Source organism: Rahnella sp. Larv3_ips (genome assembly GCF_003697865.1).
Classification (GTDB): Bacteria; Pseudomonadota; Gammaproteobacteria; order Enterobacterales; family Enterobacteriaceae; genus Rahnella; species Rahnella rivi.
Map to the genome: position 1 here is coordinate 70,698 of NZ_MJIB01000014.1, position 17,260 is coordinate 87,957.

13 protein-coding genes are annotated in these 17,260 nt (G+C 54.4%); 5 read left to right on the plus strand and 8 right to left on the minus strand.

Features of this window, described 5'->3' with window-relative positions:
• Position 1 precedes the first annotated feature (1 nt).
• From ED901_RS17020 to fhuE, 8 genes are all read right to left on the minus strand, one after another.
• Positions 2–1,963: a type VI secretion system Vgr family protein gene (locus tag ED901_RS17020; RefSeq protein WP_122096614.1), complete on the minus strand. Its 1,962-nt coding sequence runs from the start codon at positions 1,961–1,963 to the stop codon at positions 2–4.
• Between the two features lie 37 nt (positions 1,964–2,000).
• Positions 2,001–2,954, minus strand: a complete 954-nt coding sequence (gene tssG, locus ED901_RS17025; RefSeq protein WP_122096615.1) for a type VI secretion system baseplate subunit TssG — start codon at positions 2,952–2,954, stop codon at positions 2,001–2,003.
• Positions 2,945–4,741 (minus strand): type VI secretion system baseplate subunit TssF, encoded by a 1,797-nt coding sequence (gene tssF, locus ED901_RS17030; RefSeq protein WP_122096616.1) that lies wholly within the window; start codon positions 4,739–4,741, stop codon positions 2,945–2,947. The genes tssG and tssF overlap by 10 nt, the downstream gene beginning before the upstream one ends.
• Positions 4,734–5,150 (minus strand): GPW/gp25 family protein, encoded by a 417-nt coding sequence (locus ED901_RS17035; protein ID WP_056772556.1) that lies wholly within the window; start codon positions 5,148–5,150, stop codon positions 4,734–4,736. Before ED901_RS17035 ends, tssF begins: the two co-directional genes overlap by 8 nt.
• A 55-nt stretch (positions 5,151–5,205) precedes the next feature.
• Positions 5,206–5,688, minus strand: a complete 483-nt coding sequence (locus tag ED901_RS17040; protein WP_122096617.1) for a hypothetical protein — start codon at positions 5,686–5,688, stop codon at positions 5,206–5,208.
• 26 nt (positions 5,689–5,714) lie between these two features.
• Complete coding sequence (tssC, locus tag ED901_RS17045) at positions 5,715–7,196, minus strand: type VI secretion system contractile sheath large subunit (RefSeq protein WP_056772548.1); 1,482 nt, start codon at positions 7,194–7,196, stop codon at positions 5,715–5,717.
• Positions 7,193–7,681: a type VI secretion system contractile sheath small subunit gene (tssB, locus tag ED901_RS17050; RefSeq protein ID WP_056772676.1), complete on the minus strand. Its 489-nt coding sequence runs from the start codon at positions 7,679–7,681 to the stop codon at positions 7,193–7,195. Before tssB ends, tssC begins: the two co-directional genes overlap by 4 nt.
• A 720-nt stretch (positions 7,682–8,401) precedes the next feature.
• Positions 8,402–10,591, minus strand: a complete 2,190-nt coding sequence (fhuE, locus tag ED901_RS17055) for a ferric-rhodotorulic acid/ferric-coprogen receptor FhuE (protein ID WP_240993956.1) — start codon at positions 10,589–10,591, stop codon at positions 8,402–8,404.
• A gap of 530 nt (positions 10,592–11,121) precedes the next feature.
• Between fhuE and ED901_RS17060 the strand changes: the two genes are divergently transcribed.
• The 5 genes from ED901_RS17060 to ED901_RS17080 all read left to right on the plus strand — a co-directional run bounded on the left by ED901_RS17060 (position 11,122) and on the right by ED901_RS17080 (position 17,109).
• On the plus strand, positions 11,122–12,027 hold the full coding sequence (locus ED901_RS17060; protein ID WP_122096619.1) for a homocysteine S-methyltransferase family protein: 906 nt from the start codon (positions 11,122–11,124) through the stop codon (positions 12,025–12,027).
• Positions 12,028–12,099: 72 nt separating this feature from the next.
• Entirely contained in the window at positions 12,100–13,641 is a 1,542-nt protein-coding gene (locus ED901_RS17065) for an ABC transporter substrate-binding protein (protein ID WP_205965125.1), read from the plus strand.
• A gap of 91 nt (positions 13,642–13,732) precedes the next feature.
• Positions 13,733–14,671 carry an ABC transporter permease gene (locus tag ED901_RS17070; protein ID WP_122096938.1) on the plus strand — a complete coding sequence of 313 codons (939 nt, stop codon included), beginning with the start codon at positions 13,733–13,735 and terminating at the stop codon, positions 14,669–14,671.
• 18 nt (positions 14,672–14,689) lie between these two features.
• Entirely contained in the window at positions 14,690–15,514 is an 825-nt protein-coding gene (locus tag ED901_RS17075; protein WP_122096621.1) for an ABC transporter permease, read from the plus strand.
• Entirely contained in the window at positions 15,511–17,109 is a 1,599-nt protein-coding gene (locus ED901_RS17080) for an ABC transporter ATP-binding protein (protein WP_122096622.1), read from the plus strand. The genes ED901_RS17075 and ED901_RS17080 overlap by 4 nt, the downstream gene beginning before the upstream one ends.
• Positions 17,110–17,260 lie beyond the last annotated feature (151 nt).

Here is a 17,260-nt window from a genome sequence, read left to right on the forward strand (position 1 = left end):
CTTAACCAATGTTGATGATGCCGCCCTTAATCTGCGTCATGCCGCTTCCCTGCACCGTGGTCATTGCGCCTTTCAGTTCTGCGGTGCCTGACCCTTCGATTTTGATCATCGTGCCGCTGATGGTGATGCCACTCGGTGAAATCGCGATTTTGTTCGAGCCGACTTTCAGCTCGATGGACTGCGTGGATTCGATCACGCAGCTTTTGTCGGTTTTGATCTTGCCGCTGCCGCCGGTCGCCGTGAGGGAGTAGTTACCGTTGCTCAGGCTGGTGGTCATGTTGCCGGTGATTTTTTGCTGCATGTCGCCTTTATTGAGGGTGATGTGCAGCGATCCTTGTTTCAGCACCAGCGTGTCGTCGCCTTTGGTGATTTCGGTGTTGCGGTGGGCGCCGATTTTGCTTTTGACTTCATGCTTCACCTCGCTGGTGACATCATTTTTTACCGTCAGCAACAGATCCTTTTGCGCGGTAATGGTCAGCTTTTCCTCACCTTTTTTATCGTTAAAACTCAGGCGGTGGCCGTCTTCCATTCCACCTTTGCTGGTGCTGCGTGACGCGAAGCCAGATTCGGTTTTCTCGTCCGGTAAAGTGAACGGCAGTTTGTTCTGGCCGTTGTAAACGGAGCCGGTGACCAGCGGGAAATCCGGATTGCCCTGAATAAAACTGACCAGCACTTCGCTGCCGACGCGGGGAATAAACTGAAAACCAAATTTGCTGCCCGCCCAGGGTTGGGAAAGGCGCACCCAGCACGAGCTGGTGTCGTCGTTTTTGTTTTCGCTGTCCCACGGGAACTGGATTTTGATGCGCCCGAATTCATCGGTGTGGATCTCCTCGGAAGAAGGACCGACCACTTTGGCGATCAACACACCGGCAATATCGGGCGGTGTGCGGGTGCAGACTGGCCGCCATTTCACACTGTTGCGCAGTGCGTGAATGTCACAGCGATAACCGCCGGTGCTGCTTTCAAAATTGTTGCTGGCCTCGAGGCTCAGCGACTGGACTCGGTAGGTGTCGTTGTCAGTCGGGTGACCGGTGAGGGTGAACACTTCGCCGCAGCTCAGCCAGTGGGCGTTGACCGTTGCCTCGTACAGCGTGGTATTCGTCTCAAACCCTTCCATCGCGATTCTGGCTTTGCTGGTGAGTTGCGAGCGTTCGGCAAACGGCGTGATGTCAGTAAAGTTCAGATTATCAACGCTCTGGCCCTTTAACGTTGATGCGTATTTGTCGGCCACACCGGCCGCTTTTTGCATGTTGTAGCCGGAAAGCGCGACTTCTGCGGGCATCAGATGCGAACTGGAAGACCAGCTGTCAATGTTACCCCCGGTCAGCACATCGCCCTGATGATGCCAGGCCAGACTGCCCGCTTTGGCGGCCGGATGTCCGGCGGGCTGATCGGCCAGCACCAGAGTGTGTTTATCTGCCTGATGTTTGAAGAAGTAGTAAATGCCTTCTTCTTCCAGCAGACGGCTGATGAACTCGAAGTCAGACTCGCGGTACTGCACGCAATATTCACGTTTCTGATAGGTGCTGCCGAGCTGCACATCCACCTGATTAATCTGGTGTTCACCCAGCAGTTTTTTGACTAAATCTGGCACCGAAATGTTCTGCCAGACGCGCATCGAGCGCCCCATGCGCAGCAGCGCAAAAGCAGGTTCGAGTTTGAGAATGCAGATTGTCTGGTTGTTGGCATCCCGGCCACGCTGGATCTGGGTAACAATGCCGTGCAGGTAGCGCTGGGGCAGGTTGCGGTTCCCGTCGCCAATCTGGCACGACACCGCTTTGCCCTGTAACGCCGCCAGACCTTTTTCATTCATTTCGGTCATGGAACGCAGTTCGTAGCAAAAAGGCGCAGAAACAGACTCCGTGCCCTGCAAAGAAAGCAGTAATAAGTCAGAGGCGATGGTGCCGTTCCAGTGCAGAAAATGATTTTTCTGCATCTCTTTGAGCTTTGCGGTTAGTAGCATTTTCATCTTCCTTTTGAAATGCGCAGTGCATGCAACGTTATGCGGCGTAGACCGGCAGGCAAACCTTGAGCAATTGCTCAGGGTCGCGGTGACCAATACAAATTCCCAGGCCGAGCTGCCCCGCACCCAGCGGAACGGGCAGGGTGTGGCGGCTGCTGATACTGAGGTGGATCGAGAAATCCAGACCCGGTCCGACGTACTCCTGAATGCGCCCCCAGATCTCCTGATAAAACTTCCCCTGAGGGATAAAGTGCTGCGACTGGTTCTGATCCATCGGGCCAAACGTGACGTCAAAATGTGACTGCACTTCCCAGCGCACGCGGCCAATCATCGGCGCGGTGTCCAGCGTTTGCCCCGGTTTTCCCAGCTGGCAGTGCTCGGCAGGATCGACCGTTTTCCAGCCGCCGGTAAAAGGCGTGATGTGCACAGGAACGCCGTAGTAATGGCTGAGCCAGACTTCAAGATTGACCAGCGATCGCACCGGTGAGGAGAACAAATGGGCGTAGTTTTCGCCGCCGGAAACAGACATCGAGGTCAGCAGGCCGGTCAGCGCCAGCGTCGCCTGTTGTAAGGGCTGCTGAGTTTCCGATTCGGCGCGGGCATATAAATGGTTTTTCTGCCAGGCCAGATAGTCCAGGCAGTAAAGCCGGTGGCCGAACATATCAAGGAACGCTTTTGCGCTGTGATCGCCATAACGATAATGACGCTCGATCATCCATTCACTGTAGGCCGTCGGTAACGCGCCCAGCGCACCGGTCATCCCGTTCTGCCACACCGTCACGCGAAGCGGATCTTCCGGCGTCTCCTGTTCAATGCTGGCGATTTGCCCCGCCGGTGCTTCCAGCGAGAGGGTTGAGATCAGCCGCAGTCTGGCGTCCAGCAAGTCGGCGGAGGGCGTGTCTGCGGGCGTGTTACGGTGCCGCAACTTGTGCAGCAACGTTCTGACCTGCTGATAAAAATTGAACCGGCTGGTGATGCGCGTTAAATCCATGACAGTTTCCCTGCGCGCACCGGCCAGAGACGGCGGGTATGCGCTTCGTTTTCAATCTGGGTAGTGACGCGGGTGAAACTGTTGACGGGCGCATACAGCCCCAGGAAGTGATCCAGAAAACAGCACATCAGGTAGTATTCCGGTTCGTTGATCGCCTCATGAGTGAAGGTCAGCGTCAGCGACACCCCGCGCGCCAGCGTTTGCGGATCATTCGCCACCAGCCGGGTGGTGACCGGCTGCACGTCAAGATGCAGGATCATATTGATAATCCGGGTGATCGCCGGCAGGTCATGGAAGTTGTACAGCATCAGCGTTTCACGCAGTACCTGCACGCCCTGACTGCCGCTCAGCAGCATATGATTGAGGGAAAGCTGGGAAATCAGACGCCAGCGCAGGGCGCTCTTGTCCGGCGGCAAGATTGGCCGCGTCGGGCGGTTCAGCGCGCAGATCTTCAGCCCGGCCAGCGGCAGGTCGGAGTCAAAATCCCCCTCCGGATGACCGTTTTTCATCTGCCCCGGAATGGCCTGATTAGTACAGGTCAGGCTGAGGGTCACTATGTCGGCGTCAGGCCTGGCGGGCTGCGTGTTGCGGTTCGCAAAGGCGATGAACACTTTCCGCCCGGCACCGCTGGCAGTCATGGTTTCGCGCTGGAAACTTTGCCAGTAAATACCCGCATCGCCTTCAAGGCGCGAATGGTCGATGCCAAACAGCGGCTGAACGGGCAGCGAGACTCTCTCGTTATCTTCTTTACTCTGAATAAACACGTGGTTGATCGCCCAGACGTCAATCTGCTGCTGACGGCGGATGTCGGGAATCACCGGGTATTCGGCGGTGTTTTCCGTCAGGGTGATCGGCTCTGCACGCTGGGCGAACAGGTTGATGGCCGGAGTGCAGTTAAGCCTGAAGAAAGAGGCATCAATAATTTTCGCCAGCTTCTCCAGGTGCTGGTTGAGGTGTGTGCGGTTAAACACCACTTCAAAACTGAACAGGGAATTGGCGCTGGCGTGAAAAGAATCCGGTAACTGAATATCCAGGAAGTAGAATTTTTGTGGAAAGAAAAAATAGTCCTGCAATAACGCATGGATCGGCGCGACGCGGGGATCTTGTGCCAGCAATCCTTCCTCATGGGTAAAACCCGCCGGGCTTATCGCCGAGCTTTTCAGCGGGTAAAATGCCTCGCCCTGATGGACGTGCAGCTGACTGATTTCAGAGCACAGCAGGGTATAGAGGATATTCACGGCGTTACTCGGTCCGTGCAGAAACAGGCGTAAAGATTCCCCCGCCACCACCGCGCCTGACCACACCTGAAAACCTAAGTGCAGATGCCAGTTAAGATCTTCTTCATTAAAGTTCAGCCGGGCTTTGTCTACCGACAGCGGCAAAAGCACCACCGGATACACTGTCTGGAACTGACACACGACGTCTTCAATGTGGCGCGAAAACAGTGATGCGCCAGCGGCAATGGTGTTTTTATCGGTAATGCCGCTGGTTTGCCGGTTAGGCTCAACCGACACGATGCAGGTTGATGGCATGGCACGCAAAAATTGTGGCGCGATGGCGGTCAGCAATGCTTCGGTGACTTCTGGCATATCGTCATCTAAGCGCTGATGAATGCGCGAGGTTAACAGCGCAAATGATTCGATGATTCTTTCGACGTGCGGGTCTTCAGACTCACCTTCGATCATCCCGAGACGGCGCGCGATTTTAGGAAAACGGCTGGCGAAGGCTTTGCCATGCTGTTTCAAAAAGGTCAGTTCTTTTTGGTAATACGACAGTAGCCTATTCATTGAAATAAAACTTACCCGTACAGTCGTCCCAGACCAGTGCGAATTTCATTGGCAATGCCTGATGAAATGCATTTATTTCAAATATGACGTTGGAAGGATTATTGGTGTTGGTAATAATTTCCACCTGAGTTAATCGCGGCTCAAAGCGCTGCAACGTATTTTTAATCCGTTCTTCAATGACTATTTTCCGGCGATCGGTTTCCTGAATCTGCGAAACTGATTCATTGATGCCGTAATTTAAAATTGATGCATTCACCAGTGGAATGTTTTCAATGGCAGGAAAGCGCGAACGTGAAGAAAAAAGCATCTTAAGCTCGTTCATAAGCCAGGTGCTTTTGTCTTCATTCCGGTAATTTTCTTCTTCTATGTGCGGCTGGTTATCACTGAGCCGAAGTAAAAATGATGGCATTGGAAATCTCATGTCAGTAAAGCAGTGCTTACGCACTGCTTTTTGTAAATAACGATTACTTGAGTGCTTTCTCAGGAATGTCGTATTTGATTGGCCCGATTTTATCCAGACCGGATTCCAGCGCGTTCGGCACGTTGAAGGTGACTTCAACCATGCCTTCGTAACCGAATGTCAGGTTCATGAATAACTTGTCACGCATATCAAAGCTCAGGCTGCTGAATTTACAGTCGTTATAAACGGAACGCTGAATTTCATAATCCTGGTCGAACTGATCTGAACCACGATGAACAATAGTGATCGCGATTTTTTTATAGCCGCGTTTCAGGTATTGCTCGTACAGATTGCTGGTTTCTTTGGTCACCAGAATAGAAGCACTGCAAGACTCGAAATAGGTGCCGTCGGGCCCGGAATAGGTGGTCAGACCCGCAGGGGAAAAACCTTCCATCCAGCCTTTATATTTCTTCTCTTCGGAAGAACCGGCAACATCTTTGCCGTCGATAGTGATTTTGATGAACTGACAGTCTTTTAACTTCACCATTTTTTATTTCCTTTTATAAATGACAATTACGTGTTGGCCGCCGCAGGCAAGTCTGCGACTAAACGTAGTGACATACTTAAACCTTCCAGCTGGAAGTGAGGTTTCAAATAGGCAATCGCGCGGAAGGTGCCAGGCAAGCCAGGCACTTCAACCACTTCAACGCTCGCTTCACGAAGCGGGTAACGGGCTTTGGTTTCCGGCCCGGCGTTATCAGAGGCGACCACGTATTGCATGATCCATTTCTGCAAATATTCTTCGCATTCGCTGCGTGACATGAAGCTGCCGACTTTGTCGCGAACGATAGATTTCAGGTAGTGAGCAAAACGCGACGTTGCAAGGATGTACTGCAACTGGCTGGACAGACGTGCGTTGGCGTTTGCCTGATCCGAGTTATACAGGCGCGGTTTGTTGACCGATTGCACCGCGAAGAACGCCGCATAGTCAGTGCCTTTACAATGCACCAGCGGAATGAAACCAAGATCGGACAACTCTTTCTCGCGGCGATCGGAAATGGCCACCTGTGTCGGACACTGCATGACGCGTTCACCGCTTTCTGACACGTAGTGGTAGGTTGGCAGAGCATTGACCAGGCCGCCGCCTTCCACGCCACGGATCGAGGCGCACCAGCCGTACTCTTCGAACGAGTCGACGATGCGGCCCGCTAATTCGTAAGCGGAGTTGATCCACAGGTAGTCCGAGCCCACTTCGTTTTCCAGAATTTGCTCTTCGAAGCCGAATGTCTCGACCGGCACAGTTTTGGCGCCATACGGCATACGGCCCAGCACCGCAGGCAGCGTCAGGCCGATGTAGCGGCTGTCGTCTGTCTGGCGGAATGAACGCCAGCGGGCGTAATCCGTGGTGTCGAACATTTTTGCCAGATCGCGCGGGCGAGGCATGTCGGAGAAATCGTTCATCGACAACATGCCAGGCGCGATGGCACTCAGGAAGGGCGCATGTGCAGCGGCAGCGACGTGGGAAATTTGCTCGAGCAGCTCGATATCCTGCGGGGTGTTATCGAACTGGAAATCACCGACAAACGCGGAGAAAGGCACGCCACCGAAAGTACCGTACTCGCTTTCGTAGACGCATTTAAACAGCATCGACTGATCGAAATCCGACGCGGATTTGAAGTCTTTCATCAAATCTTGTTTGGTGCACTGCAGCAGGCGCACCTGGGTATTTTCTGTGACGCTTGATTCCACCAGTTTGTGCAGACCACGCCAGGAAGATTCCTTTCTCTGGAATTCTGGCGCGTGCATGATCAGGCTTATCTGGCTGGAGAGCAGCTCATCAATCGCCGTGATACGGTCTTCGATGCTGCCGATGAGATCGCTCGATACCACGACTGCGCCGGATACCACTTCGGCAAGGAAGTTGTTCAGCTGGGACTTCATGCGTCCGCGATCAGATTCGCGACGAATGGCCTGGGTGTTATCAATGATTTTATCGAGATAATCTTCGCTCAGCGCAGAACCGGCCGCCACATTGAGAATTTGCTCAGCACTCATTCCTGCTCTCCTTGCGTTTCACTGAGGTTTAACGACGTGAAATTTTGCTGCTGCAATAACTCGGAAAGCTGTTCTTTCAGGCGTTCATTGCTGGCCGCGCGGTTGCGCAAATCGCACAGCTGCTCACGCAGTTCGATCAGTTTGCGCAGCGGGTCCACCTGGCGGGCAATGTTGTCCGGCGAAAAATCTTCAATGCTGTTGAACGTCAGCGACACGGCCAGATTTCCGGTGTGCTCAGGTAAAGCGCTCTCTACCAGAAACTCCGCTTCAGGCTTCATGGACGCCATGATGCCGCTGAAATTGTCTTTATCAATGTTGAGGAATTTGCGCTCACGCAGGGAGTCATTAGTTTTACTAAAATCGCCCATCACGCCAATAACCAGAGGTAATTCCTTGACGGTTTGTGCATCACCAATATCCACGTCATAAGTAATTTGTACGCGGGGTGGCCTTGCTTTATCTAATTTATGCTGTGTATTGCTCATATATTTATCCGACATTATTTGACTCATGCAATGAGCCAGGTGGGGATTCATTTTAAAATCTAACGATCTAACAATTTTCTGGAAAAGGTTTTTTTTACATACAGATGTAGTGAATGACAAACACATTCACGAAGCGCTGGTATGCTGAAGTTATTCATTAATTACTAAATAATTTAATATGCATCACCATGATGAATCAACTGATTTAATACAATCACCAGGGTCGTTACATGGCCGCACAGACTACCATAAAATTCTTTTTAAGCTATCCTTTAAGATGAATTTTTCCTGATCATGAAATACTCTTTATTTATTATAGGGATGTTCATTAAGTAACGGATTAAATTATATTTACACGAATTATGTTATTTAATTAATTATTAATGATATCTATATCATTAACGGACCGAAAAATATTTCATGGTGGCCGCATGAGATTTAATCAATTCAGGCATGCACGAGAAATTTAAAAACCATCACTGTAAACATGACATATTACTCAGGGTAATATTGGTGAGTAAGTTATAATAAATAACTATTTATCTTAACAAAAAGTCATCACACACTGTTTTTGCGGAAGTTTTTAGCAGAACAGTATTAAGGAGACTTGCAGAAATTGAACATCGGGATGAGGGGCTGGTGGCGTCAGGAAAGGGATTTTTAACACGTCGGCGACCGCCACATTGATGCTGCCGGTCGCCGTAATGTTACCTGGTGTTATCAGAAGCTGTAGTTCGCCGTCACCGACAGGTTACGCGGTTCGCCGTACACCACATACTGATTCACGCTGGTGTCATACTCTTTATCAAACAGGTTGTTGACGTTCGCCTGCACCGACAGTTGTTTGGTGACCTGATAGCGGCTGAACAGGCTGACCAGCGCATAGCTGCCTTGTTCCGCATGACGGGTGCCATCGCCATCCGGGCCTGAGACGTCATCCCAGACGTGAGTCTGCCAGTTCACACCCCCACCGACCGTCAGATCCTGCAACATCGGTAAACGATAGCTTGTAAACAGCTTCAGCTGGGTGCGCGGCAGGTTCGGGTTGACCGCTTCGCCATTTTCATCTTCTGCAATATAACGGGTACCGCCGAAGGTCATCTGCCAGTTGTCGGTCACCGCGCCATTCACTTCAAACTCCACGCCACGGCTGACGGTGCCATTTTTCCCTTCATAAGCGGCATCTGTCGAGCCAGGAATGGTACGGCCTGTGGCCTGGGCGACGTTATCCAGTTCGGCGCGGAAAATCGACACCGAGGTGGTCAGACGGCTGTTCATCCAGTCGGATTTCACACCGGCTTCGTAGTTTTTGCCGATGACCGGCGACAGGTACGCGCCATTGATATCGCGGTAAGTCTGCGGCTGGAACACCGATGTGTAGCTGGCGTAGGTTGACCAGTTTTCGCTGATGTCATACACCAGACCGGCGTAAGGCGTGATGTTGTTCTTCTCGATCTGGTCCGTCAGGGTGTGCGAATTCCAGTTGGTGTAACGCGCGCCCAGGATCAGGTGCAGCGGATCGGCGAGAGAAAGACGGGTGGCGACATAGCCGGATTTCTGGCGAATGGTGTCTTCCTGCGACAGGCTGCGCGGGCTCCATTCGGTTTCCGGGAACTGACCGTTAAAGTTATTAAAGTTACCCAGCTCTTCCGTGGAGATATTGGCGAAGGCGCTGTAATAGGTGTTCTGCTGCTTGCTGTAGCTGATACCGGTCATCAGCTCATGCTCGCGTCCAAACAGCTCAAAGGGGCCGCTGGCGAAAGTATCCACGGAATCCACTTTACGCTTACCGGTGTTGTAGCCGGTACCGCCCACGACCGGATAACCGGCGTAAGAAGAGACGCCCGCGCCGGTAGTTTTATCGAAATAACCGTCGATATACATCTGTTTGCTGTCGATCAGCGTTTCGTTATGTGTGCCGTTCAGCGTCACCACCCAGCCGTTATCAAAGGACTGTTTGAGGGTGGTGAACAGTTTTTTGCTTTCTTTATTGTTGTAAGCCCAGTCCGGCGCGGAGTTAAACCCGCGACGGTAATTTGTTTTGCTGCCGTCTATGTACCAGCGCGGCATTCCGCCCCAGGTCGGGCTGTCGGCGTCGGTCTGCTGGAATTCGTAACCGGCGGAGAGCAGGGTGGAATCGGTCACGTCGGCATCCACGGCGGCATAGACGAACTTTTTGGTTGCGCCGTAACGTTCGACGTAGCTGTTATTGTCCTGATAACCGGTGACCAGACGGCCACGCACGTTGCCCGATTCACTCAATGGCGTGGACAGATCGGCAACATAGCGCTGTTTGTTCCAGCTGCCGTAGGTGGCGGAAACGTTGCCGGTGAATTCTTTGCTGTCGGCGTGTTTACGCACCATGTTTACCGACGCGGAAGGGTTACCCGGCCCGGTCATCAGACCGGTTGCGCCGCGCACCACTTCGATACGTTCGTACAGCGCGGTGTCAGATTCTGCATCGCCCAGGTTCCAGCGCGGCTCAAACACCGTAGGGATACCGTCGGTCATGTAGTTGTCGATGAGAAAACCGCGCGAGTAATACGTGCGGCGATCCATATCCGCGACGTTTTGCGTAATGCCGGTGGTGTTATTGAGTACCTGACCGAGCGTTTGCAACTGCTGATCCTGCATACGCTGTGTGCTGATGATGCTGACCGACTGAGGAATATCGCGCTGCGTCAGCAGCATTTTGGTGCCTGCGGTGGTGACCGGCACGCTGTAATCTTGCGCGGTGCTGCCGGTGTCGTTGCCCGTCTGACCGGTGACAACCACGGTATCGTCGGCGGCTTTCGGCGCGGCGGTTGGTGCAGCCTGCACGGAATGGATCGAAGAGGAAACAAAAACGGCAATAACGGAAAGCGAAAGTTTCCGGCCTAAATGGTTATTCCCCTTACGGGCTGATTTCAATGTCTGACTTTCTGTTAAGGACGGCCCTGAAACGAACAACATTGTTATTCTCCAAACGATTATTTATTTTTTGATACTGCTTTTACGTCGCCACTGCTTTTATGTTTTATGTTCGCGTTACCGCCCGCCCTTTTTCGCCAAACCCTGATAAACACAGGGCTGGAGGCGCAGATAATGGGCGCGGACAATAAAGCGAATGAGAATAATACGCATTGAGCTTTCAGGTGTAAATAAATATAACAAAGGTAAAGTTCGTGGCGGAATTGGGAAAGGGCAGGGATAAGACATAAATTTTATAATGATGATACTTAAGTGAAATATCAGTGCAAACATGCCGGAGAACAGGCTTTTATCATTGCGTTCATTTATTTGCGCTTTGCATCGCATAGTTGCGATGAATGTTTTTTTGCATAGTTTAGCCATTAAGAAATCTAGACATCTAAACGTTCGTTTTGTAGAGTGGAGCCACCTCGCGGATCAACATGACGCAGCGCTTGATTCGGTTAAGAAAAACACCAGGTGACGACACAATGATCAGTAACATTAAAATCCTCGATGGCGGCATGGGCCGCGAACTGGCCCGCATGGGCGCACCCTTTCGTCAGCCTGAATGGTCGGCGCTGGCGCTGATGGAGGCCCCGCAATTTGTCCGGGCTGCGCATGATGCCTTTATCGCCGCGGGTTCTCAGGTGATCACCACCAACAGTTATGCCGTCGTGCCTTTCCACATCAGCGAGTCGGTGTTTGCAGAGCAGGGCGCGGCGCTGATTGCGCTCTCCGGCAAACTGGCGCGTGAAGCGGCAGATTCGTCACCGTCTGCCGTGCAGGTCGCGGGTTCGCTTCCTCCGGTTCTGGGATCTTATCGTCCGGATCTGTTCGAACCGGTAGCCGCCAAAAAATTGCTGCGCGTGCTGGTGGATAATCTGACGGATTACGTCGATGTCTGGCTGGCCGAAACGCAGAGTTCTGTGGCCGAAGTGGAAGCCGTTCGCGAGGTGCTGGGCAATGACCCGCGCCCGCTGTGGCTTTCGTTCACCCTGCAGGACAACCTTGATGAATTCGGCAACGCGCTGCTGCGTTCGGGTGAATCAGTGAATGTCGCGGTAAACGCAGCATTGCGGGTGTCTGCGGGGGCGGTGCTGTTTAACTGCAGCCGCCCGGAAGTGATGGCGACGGCGGTCAATACGGCACGCGCCGCGCTGACGGCACAAGGTTCCGCACTGGATATTGGCGTGTACGCCAACGCATTCGAGCCTTCCGATAACAAACGTGGCGCGAATGAAGGGCTGAGCAAAATGCGTCAGGACACCGATCCTGCCGGTTATCTCGACTTTGCCAAAGACTGGGTGGCGCAGGGCGCCACCATGGTCGGCGGCTGCTGCGGCATCGGGCCGGAACACATTGCCGCGATGAAACAGGCATTTACGAAACAATAACGCATAACAAAACGTCATAACGTATTGACGACATTTGAGGGCGCAGGCCCTCCCTGACAGGGGAAAACCATGATTGATCGTCGTTCATTTATTAAAAGTGCGGGGGCACTTTCCATTGCGGCTGCCACCAGTTCCACGTGGCTGGGCAAAGCCTTCGCCGCTGATGCTGAAAAACCGAAGAAGGGCGGCCACTTAGTGGTGGGCGTCGATAACGCCTCCAGCACAGACCGCCTCGATCCGGCGTTCTGGTTCGAAACCTACATGTATTTTGTCGGTTCACAGCTGTTCAATAATCTGGTGGAAATCGATGAAAACGCCAGACTTGCGCCATCGCTGGCCGAATCCTGGGCATCCGCTGACGGCAGCAAAACCTGGGTACTGAAAATCCGTCAGGGCGTGCAGTTCCATGATGGCCGCTCGCTGGGCGCGAAAGACGTGGTCTACTCCCTCAATCACCACCGTGGCGAAAAATCCACTTCACCGGTGAAGGGATACTTAGAATCCGCCAGCTCGATTGAGGCCACCGGCGAACATGAAGTGACGATCAAACTGAATGCGCCGGATGTCGAATTTGTCTGGCTTCTCAGCGCCGTGCATTTTGCTATCACCGCAGAAAACGAAAGCTTTGATAAAGGCATCGGCACCGGGGCGTTCATTCTGGAAAAATTCCAGCCGGGCGTCACCACGCTGACCAAACGCAATCCGAACTACTGGAACAGCGAACGCGGCCACGTCGATTCTGTCGAAACGCTGGCGATGAACGACTCAACCGCGCGCGTGGCGGCGCTGGTCAGCGGCTCTGCGCAGCTGATCAACCGCGTGAACCCGCGTATTGTCAGCCGTATCGAACGGATGCCGAACCTGAAACTGGTGCGCGCCAAAGACAGTATGATTTATACCTTCCCTGGCCTGTCGAATCTGGCACCCTTTGATAACGTCGATGGCCGTCTGGCGCTGAAATACGCCATTGACCGTCAGCAAATTATCGATACCGTGCTAGGCGGTTACGCCAGCGTGGCGAACGACAACCCGATCTTCCCGTCGAACCGCTACTTCGCCAAAGACATTCCGCAGCGTCCGTACGATCCTGAAAAAGCGCAGTTCCACTGGAAAAAATCCGGCTTCAGCGGCCCGCTGACCCTCAACGTGGCGGATGCCGGTTTCCCCGGTGCCGTCGATGCCGGTCAGCTTTATCAGCAGTCAGCGGCCAAAGCGGGCATTAACCTGAATGTGGTGCGCGTGCCGGACGATGCGTTCTGGAATGATATCTGGCAGAAGAAAGCCTTTGTGTCGTCGAACTGGGCAAACCGTCCGACCGCGGATGCACTGCTTTCACTGGTATTCACCAGCCAGTCTTCGTGGAATGAATCGGCGTGGCACGTACCGGCCTTTGATGCGATGGTCAAAGCCGCGCGCGGTGAGCCGGACGAAGCGCGCCGCAAGCAGATTTACCACGACATTCAGGTCATGCTGGTGGATGAAGGCAGCGAAATCATTCCGCTGTACGCCGATGCGCTGGACGGGTGTTCCACCAAAATCAAAGGGTTCACCTCTGTGCCGGGGATGCCACTCAGTGGCAACCGTGCGGCAGAGAAAGTCTGGATCGAAAGCTGAACCGGGTAAAATAATGTCAGATTTGTCCTCTCAAAAAGTGACACAACGGCCTGCGGGCCGTTTTTCGCACTCCCGTTCCGGCCTGCTGAGCATGGTGCTGGTACGCCTGTTTTACGGCGTACTGATTGTCCTCGCGGTGTCGGTGCTGATTTTCGCCGGTGTGCAGTTGTTACCGGGTAACGCCGCCACGGCGATCCTCGGCCAGAGCGCCACGCCGGATGCCATTCGTGAACTGAACCTGCAACTGGGGCTGGATAAACCGGCTGTCAGCCGTTATCTGAGCTGGCTGTTTGGCATTCTGCACGGCGATTTCGGCACCAGTTTCTCCACCCGCGAAGCCATCAGCGGCCCGTTGTTTACCCGCCTTGGCAATACGCTGTTTCTGGCGGGCTGCACCGCGGCCATCGCTGTACCTCTGGCCCTGCTGATTGGCTTTATCTCGGTGCGCTTTCACGGCAGCTGGGTAGATACCCTGCTCAACGCCATCACCCGCGCCACCGTTGCGCTGCCGGAATTCTTCTCCGGTTATCTGTTGATCCTGATTTTCGCCATCACGCTGGCGTGGGCGCCGAGCAACAGCAGCATCACGGCGGACATGCCGCTGGCGGCAAAACTGTCGGCGATTTCCCTGCCGTGCGCCACGCTGGTGCTGGCGATCCTCGGGCACATGAGCAACATGACCCGCGCCGCGCTGATCGCCGCGCAAAGTTCTGCCTACGTGGACACCGCGCTGCTGAAGGGGCTGTCGCCGTCGCGCATTCTGTGGCGTCACGTTCTGCCCAACGCGATCGGCCCGATCATTAACGTCGTGGCAATCAATCTGGCTTATCTGATGGTCGGCGTGGTGATTGTCGAGAACGTGTTTGTGTATCCGGGGCTGGGACAGTACATGGTCGACAGCATCAGTAAACGCGATATTCCTGTGATGCAGGACTGTGCGTTGTTGCTGGCCGGGATTTATATCCTGTTGAATTTGCTGGCGGATGTGATGGCCCTGGTTGCCAATCCGCGTTTGCGCCACAACCGTTAAATCTTAGGAATTGCTGCAATGCCCGCTTTCGCTTCACTCAGACCCGCCTCCGCTCTTGGCCTGCTGGTGCTGAGCCTCTTTATTCTCATCGCTATTTTTGCGCCATGGCTGGCACCCCATGCGCCGGATCAGACTCTCGGTATGTCGTGGGATTTGCCGGGGCCGGAGGCCATTCTGGGCACCGATAATCTTGGCCGCGATCTGCTTTCGCGCCTCATCTGGGGAACGCGCGTTTCTCTCGGCGTGACTGCACTGGCGACGCTGGTGGCTTTCGCCGTCGGCTGCACCTTAGGCTTTATTGCCGGTCTGCGCGGTGGCTGGCTGGATCAGGTGATTTCACGCTGTAACGATATTGTGATGGCGATACCCACGCTTATTCTGGCGCTGATCGTGCTCGCGGTGCTGCCAAAAACCATTCTGGTGCTGACGCTGGTGCTCGGCCTGCTGGAATCTACCCGCGTGCTGCGGGTGGCACGGTCCTTAGCGGTGGATATCGGCGTGATGGAGTTTGTTGACGTGGCGCGGCTGCGCGGTGAAAGCCTCGGCTGGATCCTCTGGCACGTGATTTTACCCAACGCGTTGCAGACGCTGATCGCCGAATTCGGCCTGCGTTTCATCTTTATTTTGCTGTTTCTCTCGGCGCTCTCGTTCCTCGGTTTAGGCATCCAGCCACCGACCGCAGACTGGGGCGGGCTGGCGCGTGATAACAAAGACGGCATCTTGTTCGGCGTCTGGGCGGCACTGGTGCCGGGCGGTGCGATTGCCGTGCTGGCACTCGCGGTGAACGCCGTGGCGGACTGGCTGATGAGCGGCACCACGCGCGTCTGGGGGAGAAAAGCATGAGCGGGAATTTACTGAGCGTCGACAATTTACGCGTGGTTTCACAGGGAAAAAATCCGCGCACGCTGGTGGATAATGTATCGTTCACCGTAAATCGTGGCGAAGTGCTGGGGCTGATTGGTGAATCCGGTGCCGGGAAATCGACCATCGGGCTGGCAATTCTCGGCCATTGTCGTCAGGGGATGCGCATCGAATCCGGCAGCATTTTGTTCAACGGTCAGGAGCTGACCACGCTTTCCGATCGCCGTTTACGTCAGGTTCGCGGGCGGCATATTGCCTACGTGGCGCAGTCTGCCGGGGCGGCGTTTAACCCGGCGATCACGCTGGGCGAGCAGGTGATTGAAGCTGCGCTCAAACATAAGGTGGCGGATCGCCGGCAGGCGCAGGCAAAAGCCCTGGAGCTGTTTGAATTGCTCGGTTTGCCTGAGCCGCAACAGTTTTATCAGCGCTATCCGCATCAGGTGTCGGGCGGCCAGTTGCAACGCGCGATGATTGCGATGGCGCTGTGCGCAGGCCCCGAATTGCTGATTTTCGATGAGCCGACGACCGCGCTGGACGTCACCACGCAGCTCGGCGTGCTGAAAGCCATCCGCGACGTGATCCGCCTTTCCGGCGTGGCGGCGATTTACATCAGTCACGATCTGGCGGTGGTGGCGCAGTTAAGCGATCAGATCATGGTGCTGCAACAGGGTAAAACCGTCGAACAGGCGCCCACTCCTCAGTTGCTGACGCAACCGCAGCAGGATTACACCCGGCGGCTTCTTCATGCGCAGGGAGAGGTGAAAACGCCGCAAACCGGCGACGCACCGGCGGCCCTGACGATAAACAACATCAGCGCCCGTTATCATGCGCAGCCGGTATTGCGCAGTGTGTCGCTGCGTTTGCCGCGCGGGCGCACGCTGGCGGTGATCGGCGAATCCGGTTCGGGGAAATCGACGCTCGGCAAGGTCATTTGCGGCCTGCTCAGCCCGGAGTCCGGAGAGGTGAGCCTGGGGCAGGATCGTCTGCCTGCGAATTTGCGTCAGCGCAGCCGCCTGCAACTGCGTGACGTGCAGATGATTCATCAGATCCCCGACACCGCACTGAATCCGAAAGAACGCGTCGGCAGCCAGATCGCCCGCGTGCTGAGCTGTTTTTCCGATCTCAACCGCAGCCAGCGCGATGCCCGCGTCAGGGAGCTGCTGGCGCAGGTCGGCCTGCACGCTGAACTGGCAGAACGTTTTCCGGCCGCACTCTCCGGCGGGCAGAAGCAGCGCGTTTGCATTGCGCGGGCGCTGGCGGCAGAGCCAAAACTGATTGTGTGCGATGAACCGACATCGGCGCTCGATCCGCTGGTCGCGCGCGACGTGCTGGCGCTGCTGCGTCGCATTCAGCAGGACACCGGCATCGCCTATTTATTCATCACGCATGATTTACAGGTGGTGCGTGAAATCGCCGATGAAGTGGCGGTTCTGAAAGAGGGCGTGATTGTGCGTCAGGGGCCGGTGGCGTCGACGCTGGTTGAACCGCTGGATGAATACACCCGCGAACTGCTGGGCTCGGTGCCTGAAATGCGCGTCGGCTGGCTGGAAGAGAGGTTTGCCAGCGTTATTCTCTGACCTTAATCCTCCTCACACATCCTCCCTCTTTGCAGGGGAGGATGTGACCCCGCTTTGTTCAGTAACGTTATAAATTCATTCACCTCTTTTTACACTTTCCATTCTGCTGTGCGCCTAAAGTTCCCCTTATTTCTACCGATAACCCCTCTGA